Annotated in this window: 16 protein-coding genes; 5 read left to right on the plus strand and 11 right to left on the minus strand. The window is 70.5% G+C overall.

Annotated features, from left to right (window positions below):
- Positions 1 to 73: 73 nt before the first annotated feature.
- The 11 genes from FRANCCI3_RS14325 to FRANCCI3_RS14375 form a co-directional block, all read right to left on the minus strand.
- Positions 74 to 1,375 (minus strand): beta-ketoacyl synthase N-terminal-like domain-containing protein, encoded by a 1,302-nt coding sequence (locus FRANCCI3_RS14325; RefSeq protein ID WP_011437237.1) that lies wholly within the window; start codon positions 1,373 to 1,375, stop codon positions 74 to 76.
- Positions 1,372 to 2,670 (minus strand): beta-ketoacyl-[acyl-carrier-protein] synthase family protein, encoded by a 1,299-nt coding sequence (locus FRANCCI3_RS14330; protein ID WP_011437238.1) that lies wholly within the window; start codon positions 2,668 to 2,670, stop codon positions 1,372 to 1,374. The genes FRANCCI3_RS14325 and FRANCCI3_RS14330 overlap by 4 nt, the downstream gene beginning before the upstream one ends.
- Positions 2,667 to 3,092, minus strand: coding sequence for a cupin domain-containing protein (locus FRANCCI3_RS14335; protein WP_082456678.1), 426 nt, complete (start codon positions 3,090 to 3,092; stop codon positions 2,667 to 2,669). The genes FRANCCI3_RS14330 and FRANCCI3_RS14335 overlap by 4 nt, the downstream gene beginning before the upstream one ends.
- 59 nt (positions 3,093 to 3,151) lie before the next feature.
- The gene (locus FRANCCI3_RS14340; RefSeq protein ID WP_011437240.1) at positions 3,152 to 3,640 is read right to left on the minus strand and encodes an SRPBCC family protein; all 489 of its coding nucleotides are present in this window, start codon (positions 3,638 to 3,640) and stop codon (positions 3,152 to 3,154) included.
- A 51-nt stretch (positions 3,641 to 3,691) separates the two neighbouring features.
- On the minus strand, positions 3,692 to 3,949 hold the full coding sequence (locus tag FRANCCI3_RS14345; protein ID WP_011437241.1) for an acyl carrier protein: 258 nt from the start codon (positions 3,947 to 3,949) through the stop codon (positions 3,692 to 3,694).
- A gap of 180 nt (positions 3,950 to 4,129) precedes the next feature.
- Positions 4,130 to 4,438 (minus strand): TcmI family type II polyketide cyclase, encoded by a 309-nt coding sequence (locus FRANCCI3_RS28190; RefSeq protein ID WP_049761097.1) that lies wholly within the window; start codon positions 4,436 to 4,438, stop codon positions 4,130 to 4,132.
- A gap of 655 nt (positions 4,439 to 5,093) precedes the next feature.
- A complete protein-coding gene (locus FRANCCI3_RS14355) occupies positions 5,094 to 6,089 on the minus strand; it encodes a LuxR C-terminal-related transcriptional regulator (protein ID WP_011437243.1) in 996 nt (331 codons plus the stop codon).
- Positions 6,090 to 6,208: 119 nt separating this feature from the next.
- Positions 6,209 to 6,829, minus strand: a complete 621-nt coding sequence (locus FRANCCI3_RS14360; protein WP_011437244.1) for a GTP-binding protein — start codon at positions 6,827 to 6,829, stop codon at positions 6,209 to 6,211.
- Positions 6,810 to 7,181 (minus strand): DUF742 domain-containing protein, encoded by a 372-nt coding sequence (locus FRANCCI3_RS14365; protein WP_011437245.1) that lies wholly within the window; start codon positions 7,179 to 7,181, stop codon positions 6,810 to 6,812. The genes FRANCCI3_RS14360 and FRANCCI3_RS14365 overlap by 20 nt, the downstream gene beginning before the upstream one ends.
- A gap of 108 nt (positions 7,182 to 7,289) precedes the next feature.
- Complete coding sequence (locus tag FRANCCI3_RS14370; RefSeq protein WP_011437246.1) at positions 7,290 to 7,709, minus strand: roadblock/LC7 domain-containing protein; 420 nt, start codon at positions 7,707 to 7,709, stop codon at positions 7,290 to 7,292.
- Entirely contained in the window at positions 7,709 to 10,732 is a 3,024-nt protein-coding gene (locus FRANCCI3_RS14375) for a sensor histidine kinase (protein WP_011437247.1), read from the minus strand. The genes FRANCCI3_RS14370 and FRANCCI3_RS14375 overlap by 1 nt, the downstream gene beginning before the upstream one ends.
- A gap of 1,019 nt (positions 10,733 to 11,751) precedes the next feature.
- Here FRANCCI3_RS14375 and FRANCCI3_RS14380 point away from each other — a divergent pair.
- The 5 genes from FRANCCI3_RS14380 (at position 11,752) to FRANCCI3_RS14400 (ending at position 17,935) form a co-directional block, all read left to right on the plus strand.
- Positions 11,752 to 12,525, plus strand: a complete 774-nt coding sequence (locus tag FRANCCI3_RS14380; protein WP_011437248.1) for an enoyl-CoA hydratase-related protein — start codon at positions 11,752 to 11,754, stop codon at positions 12,523 to 12,525.
- A gap of 126 nt (positions 12,526 to 12,651) precedes the next feature.
- Positions 12,652 to 12,954 carry a DUF6343 family protein gene (locus FRANCCI3_RS14385; protein ID WP_011437249.1) on the plus strand — a complete coding sequence of 101 codons (303 nt, stop codon included), beginning with the start codon at positions 12,652 to 12,654 and terminating at the stop codon, positions 12,952 to 12,954.
- 173 nt (positions 12,955 to 13,127) lie between these two features.
- Positions 13,128 to 14,429, plus strand: coding sequence for a DUF445 domain-containing protein (locus FRANCCI3_RS14390; protein WP_011437250.1), 1,302 nt, complete (start codon positions 13,128 to 13,130; stop codon positions 14,427 to 14,429).
- A gap of 25 nt (positions 14,430 to 14,454) precedes the next feature.
- Positions 14,455 to 16,035, plus strand: a complete 1,581-nt coding sequence (locus FRANCCI3_RS26285) for a glycosyltransferase 87 family protein (protein WP_011437251.1) — start codon at positions 14,455 to 14,457, stop codon at positions 16,033 to 16,035.
- Positions 16,036 to 16,666: 631 nt separating this feature from the next.
- Complete coding sequence (locus FRANCCI3_RS14400) at positions 16,667 to 17,935, plus strand: DEAD/DEAH box helicase (protein ID WP_035731820.1); 1,269 nt, start codon at positions 16,667 to 16,669, stop codon at positions 17,933 to 17,935.
- Positions 17,936 to 17,951: the final 16 nt, after the last annotated feature.

Consider the following 17,951-nt stretch of genomic DNA (forward strand, 5'->3'; position numbering starts at 1 on the left):
TTCGGCTGGTGAGGTTCGGCTGGTGAGCGGGGGCAGGCGATACGGGCAGGCGATACGGGTGGGTACGTCCTCCTCAGCAAGGACCGACGGCGCGAACCACGAGGCTGCTGTTGAAACCGCCGTAGCCGCGGGCGTTCACCAGCGCCACCCGCACGGGTACACGCCGGGGCGTGCGCACGAGGTCGAGCCCATGGGCCGGATCGGGGGTGTCGAGGTTGCCCACCGCCGGGATGACCCCGTCCCGGATGGACAGCAACGCCGCGGCTACCGTCAACGCCGAGCCGCCGGCGAGGAGCCGGCCGACGAAGCCCTGCGGCGCCGTCACCGGGACCGTCCGGGCCCCGAAGACCGTGCGGATCGCCGCCGCCTCCTGGGCGTCGAGGTCCGGTGAACCAGCGCCGTCCGCGAAGACGACATCGACGTCGTCCGGGGTGAGGCTGGCGTCGCGCAGGGCCCGGCGCATCGCGGTGGCGAGCCAGCGCGCGTCCGGGGCGGGGCGTTCGTGGTGGGCGGCGTCGTGCGTCGCGGCGTAGCCGGCGATCTCGCCGTAGACGTGCGGGGCTCCCCGGGCGGCGGCGGCGGCCGGATCCTCGAGCACGAGCGTCGCGCCACCCTCACCGGGCAGGTAACCGTTCGCCCGAACGTCGAACGGCTTGTAGCCGTCCGCCGCGACGGTCGCGGTGCTGACCCGGCCACCGGACAGATGGCCGGCAATCGCATAAGGCGTCAGGCTCGCCTCGGCCCCCCCGGCGAGCACCGTCGGCGTGCCGCGGCGGATAATCCGCCGGGCCTGGGCCAGGCTGTCGATTCCGCCGGCACCGTCACTGACCAGGACCCCCGACGGCCCCTTCAGACCATACCGGATCGAGGTCTGCCCGGTCGTCGCCGCGTAGAACCAGGCGATCGACTGATAGACGCTCACCGCGGTGCGGCCCCGGGTCCACAGCCGTCCCAGCTCGCGCTGCCCGATGTCGACACCGCCCGACCCGCTGCCGAACACCACCGAGGTCGCATACGGATCGTGCGCGGCGGGGTCGTAGCGCGCATCGGTCATGGCGAGGCGCGACGCGGCCATCCCGAACCAGGTCCACCGATCGGTCTGGACGATGTACCGCTTGTCGACGTAATCCTCGACCGCGAAACCGGCGACCTCGCCGGCAAGGGTGGCGTCGTACCAGGTGGTGTCGAACCGGCTGATCGGCGCGATCTTCAGCTCGCCGCGCAGAGTTGATGCCCAGTACTCCTCCGTCCCGATGCCGCTGGGCGCGAGGACGCCGAGACCGGTGACGACCGGCCGGACCGGGGCCTGCGGCGAACCGTCCCGGTACGCGGGTCCCGCGGCCGTCGCGACGGAGGCCTCCACGGCGGCGTTCATCGCGTCGGGGCGGCGAGGACGATCGCCGACTGGAAGCCACCGAAACCGCTGCCGACCGACAGGGCCACGTCGACAGTGTGGTCCCGGGCGATGTTCGGGACGTAGTCGAGATCGCACTCGGGGTCGCGGGTGGTCCAGTTGGCGGTGGGGGGGATGACGTCGTTCTCGATCGCCAGGGCGCAGGCGGCGATCTCGATCGACCCGATCGCGCCCAGCGAGTGCCCGATCATCGACTTGATCGAGCTGACCGGGATGTCATACGCCCGCTGTCCCAGCGAACGCTTGAAGGCGGCCGTCTCGTGCCGATCGTTCTGCTTGGTGCCCGATCCGTGCGCGTTGATGTAGTCGATGTCGTCGGCCCCGACCCGCGCCGCGTCCATCGCGACCCGGATCGCCTCGGCCATCTCGACCCCGTCGGGGCGCAGTCCGGTCATGTGGAACGCGTTCGAGCGCGAGGCGTACCCACCCACCTCGCAGTAGATGTGCGCACCGCGCGACCGGGCGGCGGTGAGCTCCTCCAGGATGAGTACGGCGCAGCCCTCCCCCATCACGAAGCCGTCCCGGCTGGCGTCGAAGGGACGGGAGGCGTGTTCGGGGTCGTCGTTGCGGGCTGTCGTCGCGCGGATCGCGTCGAAGGACGCCATCGAGATCGGGGAGATCGGCGCGTCGGAGGCACCGGCGATGACGATGTCGGCCTCGCCGTCGACGATGAGCTGATGGCCGTAGCCGACCGCGTCGATGCCCGAGGTGCAGCCGGTGGAGACCACGAAGGCTGGGCCGTGCGCGCCGAACCGGCAGGCCAGTTCGGTGGCCAGGCAGCTCGGCACCATCGCGTGGTAGAGGAACGAGCTGGCGTACCGGGGATCAACCTCCCAGTCCCGCCCGCTGTCGGAGACCTCGACGTACTCGTTCTCCAGGCGGGTGGTCGCGCCCACCGCGCTGCCGATGCTGACGCCAACGATCGGGCCGTCCCCGCCGTCCCCGCCGTCCCCGGAACCGTCCCCGCCGCCCCGCAGGTCCAGGCCGCTGTCCTCCACCGCCTCCAACGCCGCGGCCAAGGCGAACTGCGCGAACCGGTCGTTACGCGCGATCTCCCGGGCGGTCAGGCCGGCCGCCGCCGGGTCGAAGTCGCACTCGGCGGCCACCTGGGAACGGAACTGGGTCGGGTCGAAGAACGACAGTCGCCGCGTCGCGGTACGGCCGTCGGTTAGCAGGGTCCAGAACTCCTTGCGGTTGACCCCACCGGGGGCGACCACCCCGATCCCGGTGACCGCCGTCCGTCTTGGTCCGCTCACTGTCCGGACCCGTGGGGCAGGGAGTCGACGGTGGGCGCCGACGGGGCGACCGGGACGTGCGGGGCATCCGGGTCGAGCGGTACCTCGGTGTCGACATGACCGAGGTCGGGCCGGGGTGCCAGCGGGCTGAGGTGAAAGACGAGGAAGGCGGTCTCCTCACCGGTGTTGACGACGCGGTGGCGCATCCCGATCGGGATGCACACCCCGTGGTCGGCCGGCAGGTCCTGGTACTGACCGTCCAGTCGGGCGGTCACAATGCCGCGCACGCAGTAGAGGAACTCCTCCGAGTAGGGATGCAGGTGTTCGGTCACCACCTCACCCGGCTGGAGGGTCAAGGTGCCGAAAAAGCCCGAGGTCGAGCCCACGGTCGCCGGTGAAAGCAGCGTGCGGACGTCACCGCCGCGCCGACGGTTTGGGGTCATGTCGTGAATGCAGAGAACCTTCGGAATCGCTGTCACGGAAGTCACCGGTCTCGTTCTCCTCAGACTTGTTCCGGCAGCGCGATGGAGACCGGGGGCAGCTCGGCGGCGGCCCGCTCGACCTTCTCCCGGATCACCGACATCTCGCGGGCGGTGTTGGCGTTGATGCGGTTGGTCATCTGCTCGTCGTTCACCGGCGCCGACGGGCGCATATGGAAGTCCTGCACCCAGCGCATGCGGGTGCCGGTGCCCTCCGGCGTGTAGCTCCAGTGGATGTGCATGTACTCGAACGGACCGGTCTCGACGCGGTACGCGCGCACCTGCCGGGTGGCCGGGTCGAGCGTCCGCTCGGACACCCAACTCCACGCCGTCCCGTTCTCGTCGGGATGCATGGTCAGGCGAAACTTGAAGGTGTTCTCATGGTGCTCAAGAATCTCTACCGAGGCGTATTCGGTAAAGAGGTCAGGCCAGGACTTCAGATCGTTGGTGATGGTCCAGACGGTTTCAATGTCGGCATCGATGAAAATCGAGTTGTCAGTGTGCCCGCTCACGTCGGCTCCGGTCGGCCTGGAAGGTATGGGGCGTGGGAACTAACGGCGGATTCAGACCGTCTCGCGCTGGCCGAGAGCCGTGTTCACCGTGGCCAGGATCTCGGCGAGGGTCCAGCTCTCCGGCAGCTCGGCCGGGAGGTCCACCCCGAAGGTCCCGGCCACCTCCGCCGAGAGCTGGAGGTAGGCGAGCGAGTCGAGGCCGATGTCGATGAAGGTCACATCCAGGTCCGTCGGCCGCTCGTCCGAGGGCAGACCGGCCTGCTCGACCAGGAAGTCGAGCAGGGCATCGGCCGACCATTGCCGGGGCATGTCGTACTCCCTTTTTCATTTTCGGGTTTCGGGGTTCACATGAAAAACTGGGCGTACCGGTGGGCGGGATCTAGGACGCGGTCGCTGATGACCGGTCGCGGCCGCAGCCGGCGGGCCCGGTGCTCTGGCGGTGTACAGGAGCCCGGCCGTGTATCAGGAGCCCGGTGGCGCACCGGGGGCTCAGCCGGCCGTCCACGAGTAGAAACTCTGTGCCATCGCGTCCCCGGGGGTGCGCCAGGTCTCCGGGTCGTAGGCGGAGACGTATTTCCCGAGCTTTTTGCTCACGTCGACGAACAGCGGATGCTCATGGACGTTCTCGACGGTGTTCCTGACGTTAGTCGGAGCCTCGATAAGATGAAAGTAAAGGCCATGGAAGTGAAACAGGTCACGCCTGGTCACACCCACGATTCCGGGTAGTTCTCCGGCATCGGACTCGGCGAAGGTCGCCGCGATGGCGGGAGCGTCGGCAGGGTTCATCCTGGCCACGATGAGAGTCCGGTGTGACTGACCTCCGGACGGCGTGGCGGGGTTCTGCGGACCGGTGACTGAGGGACCGGTGACTGAGGGCACAAGAATCTCCTCGACATGTTCTTGGGAAGCGCGTGTTTGACCCCAGGCAAGCACGGGTACCGTGTGCATGGCAAGCACGGGTACCGTGTGCATGGGCAGTCAGGCGGACCGGCCATGACGGACCGGCCCCGGCACCTTGCGACGCGTTACAGGTGGCAGGGGAATCCGCCGACGAGCATGGAGCCGGCCGGGAGTGACCGGTGCGCGACCACCGCTTCCCACCCGACAGCCCTTCTGAAGCAGCCAGCCTTTCTAAAGCAGTCGGCTTCTTTGACTCATCGAGAGCATGGGGCCACGCGGCGCGGCTGTCCTGGATTTCCCCTGGCAGCAAGTTGCCCTGGCAGTCAAATGCCAACCAGTGCACACGGAGAGCACAACGCGGCTACAACCATCGCGAGCGGGCTTCCCGGTGCCCGGGGGTGGTCGACACGCCACCGGAGGAGAACCGGGATCTCGATCTCGTGGGAACCACGTCGTCCGCGCTCGGCCTCGGCCTGGTCGGGTATGGTGCTACCCAGAGCCGGCTACATCCAGAGCCGGCTACATCCAGAGCCGGCTACTCAGAACCAGCCGCTCAGAACCAGCCGCGTTGCGCGGCGAGGCTACCCGCCTGGAATCGGCTACGGGCGTTCAACCGTGCCATCAGATCGGCGATCATGCGGCGCACGGTGCGGACGGAGACGCCCAGATGGCGCGCGGCCGCCTCGTCCTTCATGCCGAGGCTGAGCAGACGCAGCAGCAGCCGTTCGGTGTCGTTCGGCGCGTCGTCACCGTCCCCGGGAGCGGCCATCGCCTCGCCGCTCAGCGGTTCGGCGGCCTCCCAGACCTGTTCGAACAGGGTGAGCAGCAGGGCGGTCAGCTCCGGGGTGCGCACGAGCAGGGTCTGGCCGGTCGCGAACCCCCGGCCCAGTCGGACCAGGCCGATCCGCCCGTCGACCGCGGTGGCGTCCAGCCGGGGATCGTCGATCATTCGGGCGTCCAGGCCATGCGCCGCCACGGTCCGCACATAACCGGCGCCGAGCTCGTCCAGGCGCACCGACCGGGGCAGGACGCTGCGCATCACCACACCACGCCGCAACGCACGCAGTTCGACCGGCATCACCTCGCGAGTCAGGGTCGAGGACCACTCGCGCCGGGTATGCAGCGCGAGCACCTCCCGCTCGGCTCGCCCGACGATCGCGAGCAGCTCCGCACGGGCCTGGTCGGCACTGTCTATCCGCCTTACCTCGGCGGTGTCCCCGCCGGGACGGCTCTCCAGGTAGTCCGAGACGAAGGAGCTGATCTGTGCCCGGGCCAGGAGCAGCCGCTCATGGCGACGGATCAGCTGCTCGTGCTGCGCCTGGAGCAGGTGGTCGAGCCCGGCTTCGGGATGCACCGCGACGTAGTGACCGGCCCGTTCGCGCGAGGGCAGCAGCAGACCCAGCTCGACCAGACGATCACGCGCCCGCCTCGCGGCGACCAGCGGCTCGCCGAGCATCTCCGCCACCTCGGGCACGCTCAGGACCTCGTGGCACAGCCACAGCCGATAGGCGGCCAGGGTGACCTCATCGATACCGAAAAGATCGAGCACCTTCCCCTTCCTCGGAGCAGGATCGGGACGTGGCCGACGGACGCCGACCGGACCAGCCGTGCCCACCGGACCAGCCGTGCCCACCGGACCAGCCGTGCCCACCGGACCGACGCGGCCGCTCACCCCGACCGCTGGGGCAGGCCCGGCCGGGACTCCGCGGACACCACGTCGAGGGCGTGGCGGACCAGCGACACCAGGGACTGCCGGACCGACTCCCGCTGCCGGGCGTCGCAGAACACCACCGGACGGCGCGGATCGAGGTCCAACGCCGCCCGGACGTCCTCCACCCGGTACTCCCGCGCACCGTCGAACCGGTTCAGCGCGATGAGGAACGGGATGTCGCGCTCCTCGAAGTAGTCGATGGCCGGAAAGGAGTCGGCCAGCCGCCGCGTGTCCACCAGGACCACCGCGCCGATCGCGCCGAGGACGAGCTCATCCCACATGAACCAGAACCGGTCCTGGCCCGGGGTGCCGAAAAGGTAGAGAATAATGCTGTCGAGAAGCGTGATCCGACCGAAGTCCATCGCGACCGTGGTTGTCGTCTTCGAACCGACCGCGCTGGTGTCGTCGATCCCTATGCTTGCGGCCGTCATCGCGGCCTCCGTGGTGAGGGGCTGAATCTCGCTCACCGAACCGACGAACGTCGTCTTTCCGACTCCGAACCCGCCGGCGATGATGATTTTTACCGGATGCGGCGGCGCCGTTTCCGGCGACCCCGTTCTAGAGGGCCTGTAGTCCATCGAGCACCTTTTCGATGAGGGCAATGGAAGGGCGGTCGGAGGGTCGGGCCGGTCGGGTCACGGTCACCAGGCCGGCGTCGAGCATGTCGCCGACGAGGACCCGCGCGACCCCGACCGGAAGATTCAGCCGAGCGGAGATCTCCACGATCGACTGCACGCGTTGGCAGAGCAACGCGATGGCGCGCTGCTCATGCTCCAGCGTCCGCATCATCAGCCGGCCGTTGGGCGTGGTGGTCACCAACGCGACCAGCTCCAACGTCTGGTTCGTCGGCCGTGTCCGGCCCCCGGTGACAGCGTAGGGGCGGACGACCGGACCAGCCTCTTCGTCGAACCATTCATCATCGCGCGACATACCGGTCCTCCTGCCTTGAGAATTCTGCTGTCATCCGGTCGGTGATGGCAGGGGGTGACCGGCTGACCCACCAACCGATCGGACCCCCACCCGATCGCCGGGCCGATGTCAGAGTGGCAGCGCGGACTGCATCTGAGCCCGGAGTTCCGGGGTGAGAAACTCGCCGACCCGGGTCACCAGCAGCGCCATCTCGTAGGCGATGAGACCGATGTCCGCGCCGGGGCTGCTGAGAATGGCCAGGCACGATCCATCCCCGACCGCGGTGACGAACAGGAATCCCTCGTCCATCTCGACAATGGTCTGCCGGACGTTTCCACCCCCGAAGAAACGACCCGCGCCGCGCGCCAGGCTGTTGAATCCGGAGGCCACCGCGGCCAGTTGGTCGGCGGTCGCCCGGTCCATCCCGTACGAGGTGGCGAGCAACAACCCGTCAGAGGAAAGCGCAATCACATAGGTGACTTCGGGCACCTTCTTGACGAGGTTGTTGAGCAACCAGCTCATGTTCTCGGACGGCCCCAGCGGACGCATCAGGTCACCTTTCCTACATCGTCACCGTCGTTCGAAACCTGGCCGTCCGCCAGACCACGACCAAAGTTGTTCTGGAAGGACGACATCATGTTGCGGATCTCTTCCGGGCTCCGTTGCGCGGCGAGTATTCCGGAACGCTCCTCGGGAGTGTCCCGACGAAGCTGTGGCGCGAGACTGGCCCGCCGGGTGCGCTTGGGCAGGCCCACCTCGGTGAAATCGACGGGCAGCTGGCCGTCCGCGCCGGGCCCGGCCGGGTCAGCGGGCTCGTCCGAACGGGCCGAAGGCGCCGGGCGTCCGAGGGGGACGACCGTCTGGCCCATGGCGGGGGTGTCCTCGCGCTGGAATCCCTCGGAGCGTCCCACCGGCCGGCCCAGCGGTGAGGTGAACGGATCGGTTCGGGTGGCCTCCCGCGGGTCGGCGGAGCCGGGCTCACCACCGCGCGACCGCTCCCTGGCCATGGGGCTGTCACCGAACAGCGAGGTGACACGGCTGCCGGGTCCGCCGTCGCCGCCATACTCGGAGCCGGGCGCACCGTCGTGGCCACCCGGACCGGGGACGTCCCGTCCGTCCTGGAAGGGGCCATCCCGGAAGGGCTCCTCCCGGAAGGGTTCATCCCGGAAAGATGTGTCCTGTCCCGGACGGGCCGGCGGACCGCCGGGGTCGTCCGACCCGGGCGTCTGGGGATGGTCCGGGACGGCGGGGTGGGGCTGGTCCCCCACGGCCCTGCGGCCGCCACGCGAACGGCGCGACGGCAGCGGCGGGGGGTCACCGAAGTCGCGGGAGCCGGGCTTCCCGCCCGACCCGCCGTCCGGGTCGGAGCGCGGGGTCGAGGGACGCGGCGGAGCGTCCGAAGGCCTGCCGTTGGAACGGTGCCGCGGGCGGTCGGCGACGAACCAGCTCGATCGCACCGTGGCGAAGACCGGCAGATCGTCGATGAGCGTCTCGTCCTGACCGTGCGCAGCCGCGGCCGCGTCCTCGGAGCGCGCGGGGGGACCGGCGAGGTTGCCGTCCGCGTCCACCAGCGACCCACGGAACCGGTCCTCGTCGATGGCCGGGCCGTCGAGAGCCGGAACCCGCGTCATGGGGAGCGGCGGGGCGATCTGCGCGGGCTCCGGCCGGGCCTCCCCGTCGGTGTCGACCTGCCGCAGCAGCGTGGTCGGCACCAGGACGATCGCCATCGTGCCGCCGTACGGCGAGGACCGCAGCTTCACCGAGATGGAATGCCGCTCGGCGAGCCGACCGACGACGAACAGGCCGAGACGCTCGCTGGTCGACAGGTCGAAGGGAGGCGGGTTGGCCAGCCGCTCGTTCACGGCGTCGAACTCCTCCGGACTCATGCCCAGCCCGCGGTCCTCGATCTCGATCACGAAGCCGTTCGACACCTCGTGCCCGGAGACATGCACCGGCGTGTGGGGCGGAGAGAAGGAGGTGGCGTTCTCGATCAGCTCGGCGAGCATGTGGATGACGTCACCGACGGCGTGACCGCTGATGGCCCCTCCGTCGATCGACATCACCTGCACCCGGGTGTAGTCCTCCACCTCGGCGACGGCGCCACGGACGACGTCCTTGACCGGGACGGGCCGGCGCCAACCACGGGCCGGCTTGGAGCCGGACAGCACGATGAGGTCCTCGGCGTGCCGGCGCATGCGGGTGGCGAGGTGGTCGAGACGGAAGAGCTCCTCCAGCTCGTCCGGGTCGGTCTCCTTGCGCTCCAGGGCGTCGATCACCTTGAGCTGGCGGTGAATGAGTGCCTGGCTGCGGCGGGCGAGGTTGAGGAACGTGTCCCCGATGCTCTTGCGCATCGCGGCCTGCTCCACCGCGGTCCGCACGGCCACCGCGTGCACGGTGCCAAACGCCTCGGCGAGCTGACCGATCTCGTCCTTGCTCCGGACCTCGACCGGGAATTCCTCCTCGGCCACGTCCACCGGCGACCCGCGGTGCAGACGGTCGACGACCCCGGGCAGCCGCTCGTTCGCGACTTCGAGGGCGCCGCGGCGCAGTCGGCGTAGGTCCCGGATCATCGGGCTCGCCACCAGGAGAGAAATCACCACCGACACCACGAGCACCAGCGCCACGCCGATACCGCTGAGGAGCGCGTCGCGGGTGGCCGAACTGGCGATCTTCGCGCTGGTCGTTGCGAGGTCGGCCGCGATCCGGCGTTCGACCTGCCGCATCGCATTGATCTTCGCGTCGGAGGCCTCCAGCCAGATCTGCGGGGTAACGGTCAGCGGCTGGCCGTTCTGCACGGCGTTGACCGTGCCGTCACGCAATGTCGCGGCGGCCGAGATCGTCCGGCCGACCGTCACGTTGTAGAACTCCTGCTCGTCCGCCGTGGCCGTGGTGCGGAACTGGGCCAGCCAGGCGTCCTCCGCCCCGCTCCTGGTCTGGATCTCCCGCAGCGTGGCCGCATCCGTCTGCTGGAGGAGGATCACGCGGACGACGGCGCCGCGCTGGTGGGCGACCTGTTCCTTGGCCTGCGCGATACTCACCAGTGTGGTGGCACCGTTGACCAGCGAGGTGTTGCGGCTTCCGGCCGCCACCTGGGCGTTGAGGGCGAGGAGATCGTCCACGGCACCCGAGTAGAAAGCAATGTTCTGGTCCACCTGCGCCTGGTGCGCGTCGATCGCCTTGCGCTGCGCAGAGAGCTTGCCGAGGCGTTCCGAGATCGACGCGAGCGTGGTCGCCAGGGTGTCACGACCCGCCGCGGGCAGCGCCGCCTCACCGGCCCGATAGACGGCCAGGGCCTTGTCCACCGGGCCGCGGGCGGCGAGCGCCGCCTGCTCCTGAGCGACGGCCATGTAGTTGGAACCGACATAGGAGTTCGTGGCGTACCGCTCGACCTGCAGGGCCTGGACCAGCTCGTTGCTTTTGATCGAGAAGTCGGCGAGTGCCTTGATGCGGTTGGCGACCCGCACGTTGTCGACGTTCCCCCGCACCTGTATCGCGCTCAGTACCGCGAGCGCAGCCAGGGGGACGACGAGAATCACCACTAGCTTCGAGCGGATGGGCCAATTCTGGAGCATCCGGTCCTCTCGTCCGGCACCCGGGAGTCGAGTGCCTCGTGTGCGGGGGTGAGTAGTCGAGTTCCATCGGGACATGTCACCGGAAGACCACAGACGACAACACCGGGCCAGCGCATTGGAGTAGGCGGTCCGGACATCGGGTGAATGTTCCGGGGGCGCGGACAACTGTAGCGGGTGAAGAACTAGCCCGACTGGGGGCACCCGCCTTCAACGCAAAAGGATGGCGAGGTAGCACCGGGTGACGAACATTCGCGGGCGCGCAACGCGCAACCAGAACCCGCCCCGAATTACATGAGCGCAGCCCGGACCAAACAACGACGATGCGCATGAACTAGCACTGACGGGCAGCAGTCGACGCCAACCGGCGCAGATCCTCCGCGGCCACGAAGGCTCCGATCAACCGGTCGCACCGCGCTCGACAACGCAAACACATCACATGTTGGCATGTTGCTGGAAGCACATCGCACGATCCGAGGCCACACAGATCACACCCTCGCAGCCCACCCGACCCCCGCCCGGGCCGCAGCTCCCACCTCTTGCCAGATCATGAAGAGTGGTTCCATTGTGGACATTGCAGACGTTGTAGACATTGCAGACACCTGGCGACGGGAACTGGGTCACTCCGCCCCAGCAGTCACCCCCGTCGACGATTGCCGATCAGGCGTCGACGATTGCCGATCAGGCGTCGACGATTGCCGATCAGGCCCTACCCGGTCCACCGAAGCTTCAATCACTCCACAACAACTCCACGACAGACCTCCCCATCAACTCCCGTCCAATGAGCTGCTGCTGAACTGCTGAACTGCTGCGCTAATCGCCGAGCGAGGCCCCGGCTGGCGGAAGCGGCGGAGGTCACGGAAGCGGCGGAGGTGGCACAACTACTTTCACCCGAGGCCAGCCGGTGGCACTGTGCCCCTGAGCACGGTTGACGCCCCCGGGCACGGTTGACGCCCCCGGGCACGGCCGGGTCGGGAGCACGGCCGGGCCAGGGAACCCGACGGACCGGTGAGGAGACACGGATGAGCAGCCAGATCGAGAGCGAACCCGGCCAGGGCGCGCTGACGGTACGGATCAACCGCCCGGAGAAACGCAACGCCCTCACCCAGGCGATGTACCTCGCCCTCGCGGAGGCGTTCGACAAGGCCGAGACCGACCCGGAGATCCGGGTCATCCGGCTGACCGGCAGCGGCGGATCCTTCACCGCCGGCAACGATCTGGTCGACTTTCTGGCCGCCGACGCCCTCCGGGCGGAGGGTCCGACGCTGACCTTCATCCGGACGCTGGCCCGCAGCACGAAACTTCTCGTCGCCGAGGTCGACGGGCCCGCGATGGGCATCGGGACCACGCTGCTGCTGCACTGCGACCTGGTCTACGCGACCGAGCGCAGCACCCTCGGGATGCCGTTCGTCAATCTGGGGGTGATCCCCGAGTTCGGGTCGACCCTCCTGCTACCCCGCCGGGTCGGACCAGCCATCGCTGCCCGCCTCGTCTACTTCGGCGAGTCCCTCGGAGCGGCCGAGGCCGCCCGACTGGGGGTGGTGACCGAGGTACTTCCCGACGCCGAAGCGCTACGCGCCCGGGTCGACGACCGGGTGGCGGCGCTGCTGGCTCAGCCGCCGCAGGCGCTCGCGGCAGCTCGCGCCCTGCTGCACGACGGCGGGACACCGGAGGTGTTGGCGCGCATCGACGTCGAAAGCTCGATCTTCACCGAGCGCCTCGTCAGCGACGAGGCGAGATCCGCGATGACCGCCAGGCTGCCGGGCCGCCACGGCACGTCGGCAGCCGAGGGTTGACCGACCACCCGAGGGCTGACCGACGTCGGTGTCCGCCCGCTCGATGCCGTCCGTGCGATCCGGGAGGACCATCCCCGCAACGGCGACGAGGGCGACCGGTTCGCCCCGTCCGGGCGGGGCATACCGGTGTCTGTGACCCATTCCCTGCCGCACCAACGCGACCGGGGTAGTGCCCTCGGGCACCGGCCTTGGTGGCGCCGCGCCTTCTCCTGCGGCTCCTCCGGTCCGGGGGGGTTCCCCCCGGCTCACAGCGCATTCGGGCTACGCCGCGTCCTCGCCGCGTTCGGCCTGGTGTTCTGCGGGGTCTTCGCCGGTTTCTTCGCCGTCCGGGGGCAGACAGCCGGCGCCGCCTTCCTCGCCTTTCTCGCCCTCGTCGCCATCGTCGATCTGGTCGTCATCCAGCAACGGATCCGGCGCCAGACCGAATGATCCCCACGCCGGTCCGGATGGGCGGTGCTCCCGCATAAGGTGGCCGAGGATCGCCGCGTCCGGCACCGCCAGGCTCGCCCGCCAGCCTGGTCGGTCCGCGCCGATCCGGCTGGCGGAACGAGCAGGAGGATCTCAGTGGGCGGCGGGACGGGCTGCCGACCGAACGGGCGGCGATGAACGATCCGGAGGGCGTCTCCGGGCCGGTGTCGGCTGGCTTCGCGCGCGGCACCACCGACGAGGTGGGCCTGCGCCGCGGGCTTCGCCGGATGCGGCTCATCGCCGGCAGCCTGCTTGCCGCGGTGGTGACGATCTACCTCCTCGCCGCCCGCTGGCAGGCCAACGGTGGCCCGGGGTGGATCGGGTACGTGGCCGCGGCCACCGAGGCGGGCGCGGTCGGCGCACTGGCCGACTGGTTCGCGGTGACCGCGCTGTTTCGCCACCCACTCGGCCTCCCGATCCCGCACACGGCGATCATTCCTCGACGTAAGGACGCGCTTGGTCGGAGTCTGGAGAACTTCGTCGGCACCCACTTCCTCGCCGAGGACGTGATCCGGGAGAAGATCGACGGCATCGGAGTGTCCGCCCGGGTCGGTGCCTGGCTGCGCCAGCCGTCGCACGCCGAACGGGTCACGACCGAGGCGGCGGAGCGGTTCATCGCGGTGCTCTCCGGGATGAACGACGACCTGGTCCGCGAACTCGTCGAGAAGGCGGTGCTGCCCCGCGTCGTCGAACGGCCCTGGGCCGGGGCTCTCGGAATGGCGCTGGAACGGGTGGTCGAGGACCGGCTGCACCATCGACTGGTCGACGTGATCGTCACCGAGGCCGAGACGTGGTTGAAGCAGAACCCGGAGGTCTTCGCCCGCACCGTGCAGGAGCGGGCACCAAGCTGGTCTCCGAAGTGGCTGGACGAGGCGGTCGCGGCCAAGGCGTACAGCGAGGCGCTGCGCTTCACCGAGGCGCTGCGCACCGACCCCGAGCACCGGGCACGCCGCGCCCTGGACGCGTTCCTGCGCGGCTTCGCCGGCCGGCTGCGCACCGACGAGGCGCTGGGACGGCAGGTCGAGCAGATCAAGTACCGGCTCCTGGCCCATCCCGAGGTCGACCGGGTGATCTCCGCCATGTGGGCCACGGCGAAGAGCATCCTGCTCGATCTTGCCTCCGATCCGGGCAGCACGGCCCGGGTCCGCGCGACCGACGAACTCGCGGCCTTCGGCGCCCAGCTCGCCACCGATCCGGAGCTGGCGCGCACCGTCGACCACACCGTGGCGAACGCGGCCACCCGCGTGGTGTGCCGGCACAAGGACGACATCGCCGCGGTCATCGGAGATACTGTCGGCCGCTGGCAGCCCGACGAGGCCTCCCGGCGCATCGAGCTGCACGTCGGTCGCGACCTGCAGTTCATCCGGATTAACGGCACCGTCGTCGGCGCCCTCGTGGGACTGATCATCCACCTGGTCACCGAACTCGCCTTCTGACGCAACGGGTGGAGCTGAGGGAAGCATGCGGGGCAACGAGGACGATCGCCGTGGCGACGAGCGTGGGAGCCGGCCCGGCCCGGATAACCGACAGCTCGTCCGGGGAGTGTCATGGCCGACGCCACCCGGTCGGCCCACCCTGCCGGTCGTCGGACTGATCATGCTGGTCTGGTTCGGACTGATCACCCGGATCGGCCACTACGACGTCGACGTCTTCCTGCGGGCCGGCGCGGCCGTGCGGCACGGGCTCGATCCCTATCCCGCCCCCGGCACGGGTGCGGTGTACTCCGGCTTCGCGTTCGTCTACCCCTACCTCACGGCGATGCCGTTCGCGCCGCTGTCCTGCCTGGCACATGCGGACGACATCTTCGTCGCGGGATCCGTGCTCGCCCTGCTCGGCGGGACCCACCTCGCCGGCGCCCGGGACTGGCGGGTGTACGCGCTGGTCATCGCCCCGTCGTGCACCATCATCGGGCTGCAGATGGGCACCCTCAACGCGTTGCTGTTCGCGGGGCTGGCACTGGCCTGGCAACGACGCGACCGGCCCTGGACCTGTGGCGGCGTCGTCGCGTTGCTCGTCTACAGCAAGCTGTTTCTCGCGCCGCTGCTGCTCTGGCTGCTGCTCGCCCGCCGGTTGCGGGCCTGGATGGTGGCCCTCGCCGGTCTCGGCGCCCTGTTCCTGGCCGGTGAGCTGCTCAGCCCGGTGGGAACAGCGACCTACGTCGGCATGCTGGACGCGCTCGCCCGGGCGGAGGCCCCGAACGGGCTCAGCCTCACCGGCCTGCTTGTCAACATCGGTGTCGCGATGGAGGCCGCCGCGTCGATCGCCCGGCTCTGCGCCCTGGCCGTCCTCGCGGTCTGCTGGGCGGCCACCCGGCGGGGCCACGACGAACGGCTGCTGTTCGCCGGTGCCGTCGCCGCCGCGATCCTCGCCTCCCCGATCGTGTGGAGCCACTACCTTCTCCTGCTGGTCGCACCGCTGCTCGTACTCAGCGCGCCTCGTCCAAGCCTCGCGGACGCCGGGGTCGGACCGGGCTGCCGGGTCGGATCCGGTGCCCCCATCGGGCCGGACCCCGCCGTGGGATCGGGCACTCCGGTGAGACCGGGCACCGCCGCGGGATCGGGCACTCCGGTGGAACCACCCACGTGCGTGGGGCCGGTCTCCCCCGGTCCGACCGCCGCGTTCGCCGTGAGCTCCTGGTTCCTCGTGACGCCCCACCGCAGCACCACCATGGAGCTGCTGGCTGTCACGGCGATCCTCGGGCCACTCGTGCTGAGCTCGCTGCACGCCGGTCGGACGTCGCGGCCGTCGGCCACCCGGCGACGGACCGTCGCGGCGGCGGGCGGGCGGGCTGCGACGCCCGCCAGGCTCAGGCTCGCGGTCGGGCTCGGGCTCGCGGTCGTGTTCGGGCTCGGTGACGCGGTGGTGAATCTCGCGGCGGGGCACAGCGCGGCCGGGCGGGTGGTGGGTGCTTACGGGACACTCGTCGGCGTCGTCACCCTGGTGGCCTGGGCCGGGCACGTCACCGCCCGCGACCGGGGACTGCGCACCGCGGCCGGCGACCCGCTCGCCCGAAAGAGCAACCCGGGACGAACCAGCGGGTGAGCCCGAGACGTACAGCCGCAGGATCGGCGTCTCTCACACTCCGCGTGGCGGAACGGCGATGTACCTTGAACAGAACGACGGCTTGCAAGGCCGTCCGCGCCCGGCCGAACGGTCGGGTGTGCGAGGTCGGTGCGAGCGCCCTAGCGGGGATGACCCGCCGGTGGGTCCGGTCGCGAAACCCGGCCGTACCCCCGGCCTCCGGACGATACGCGGACTGGTGTGGGACACCTCATCCAGTCCGGGTGGACCCATGGCGGCCCTGACCTGATCGGCGGATCCTCTGTCTCAGTACGGAAACTCCCAGTCCCACCCGGGCCAGCAGTCCCCCGGCTCCCAGCAGTCGCACGCCCCGCAGCGCCAGCCTCGCCCGGCCCGGGGCCGCGGCGGTCCGGGCGGTGGCGGGGCCCGGGGTGGCGGCCGCGGCGCCGGCGGCCGCGGCGCCGGCGGGCGCGGCCCGCGGTACAGCGGCTCCCGTTCCGGTGGCCCGGCGCGCCCGGCCGGACCGACCATCACCACGCGTGAGCCCCGGCCGCCGGCCGAGTCCTTCGAGGCCGCGGGCCTGCCCCGCCGGCTTATCAAGGCGCTGGCCGACCGGGACATCGCCGCCCCGTTCCCAGTCCAGGCATCGACCCTGCCCGACGTCCTCGCCGGGGAGAACGTCCTCGGCCGGGCCCGGACCGGCTCGGGCAAAACGCTCGCCTTCGGGCTGCCGCTGCTCGCCCGCCTGGCCGGCCAGGGGCCGGCCCAGCCCCGCCGGCCCCGTGCGCTCGTCCTCGTGCCGACCCGCGAGCTGGCCCAGCAGGTCAACGACGCGCTTGAGCCCCTGACCAAGGCGCTCAACCTCCGGCTCGCGCCGGTGTACGGCGGGACGTCCATCAGCCGGCAGATCTCCGCGCTGCGCCGCGGTGTGCACCTGGTCGTCGCCACCCCGGGTCGGCTCACCGATCTGGTGGAGCGCGGCGCGTGCGTGCTGGACGGGATCGAGATCACGGTCCTGGACGAGGCCGACTTCATGTGTGACCTCGGCTTCCTGCCCGCGGTGAAGGCACTGCTCGACGCCACTCCGGCGGACGGGCAGCGGCTGCTGTTCAGCGCGACGCTCGACCGGGAGGTCGAGGTGCTCGTGCGCGACTACCTGCCCGACCCGGTCCTGGTCGCGGTGGACTCCGAGGTCTCCCAGGTCACCACGCTCGCCCGGCACGCGCTCGAGGCCGTCGACCGGGCCGCGCAGGTCGCCCTGGTGACCGCGCTCGCCGGCGGCTCGGGGCGCACCCTGGTGTTCGTGCGCACCCAGCGTGACGCCGACTGGGTGGCCGAGTCGCTGAGCCGGGCCGGGGTGCCGGCCGAGCCGCTGCACGGCGGAATGCCACAGGGGGCGCGGACCCGGGCGCTGGCCGGTTTCACCGACGGCTTCTACCGGGTGCTGGTCGCCACCGACGTCGCCGCCCGCGGCATCCACGTTGACGGCATCCGGCTCGTCGTGCACCTCGGTCCGCCGGAGGACGCCAAGACCTACCAGCACCGAGGCGGACGGACCGCCCGAGCCGGCGCCGACGGTGCGGACGTGCTCGTCACCCTGCCCGCCGAACGCGGCAAGGTGCGCGGGCTGCTGCGCGCCGTCGGGATCGAGGCGAGGCCGATCCCGACGACCGCCGACGATCCGATCGTGCTCGAGCTCGCCGGGCCGCCCGCGCCCCGGATCAGCAAGGACGAGATCCCGCTAGCCCGCACGGGCGGCGGGCGGGGACCGCGCGGCGGCGGTACGCCTCGCGGCAACGAGCACCGGCCCGCCCGGCGAGAGGGGCACCGGTTCGGGCGGCCGGCGACCGGGCACGGCCGCCCGCCGCGCCGGGGCGCCGCTCCCGGAACGGCCTCCACCGCACCGGCACCGACAGCCTAACCGCCGGCTCCGGCGC

It is taken from the genome of Frankia casuarinae (assembly GCF_000013345.1).
In the GTDB taxonomy this organism is placed as follows: Bacteria; Actinomycetota; Actinomycetes; order Frankiales; family Frankiaceae; genus Frankia; species Frankia casuarinae.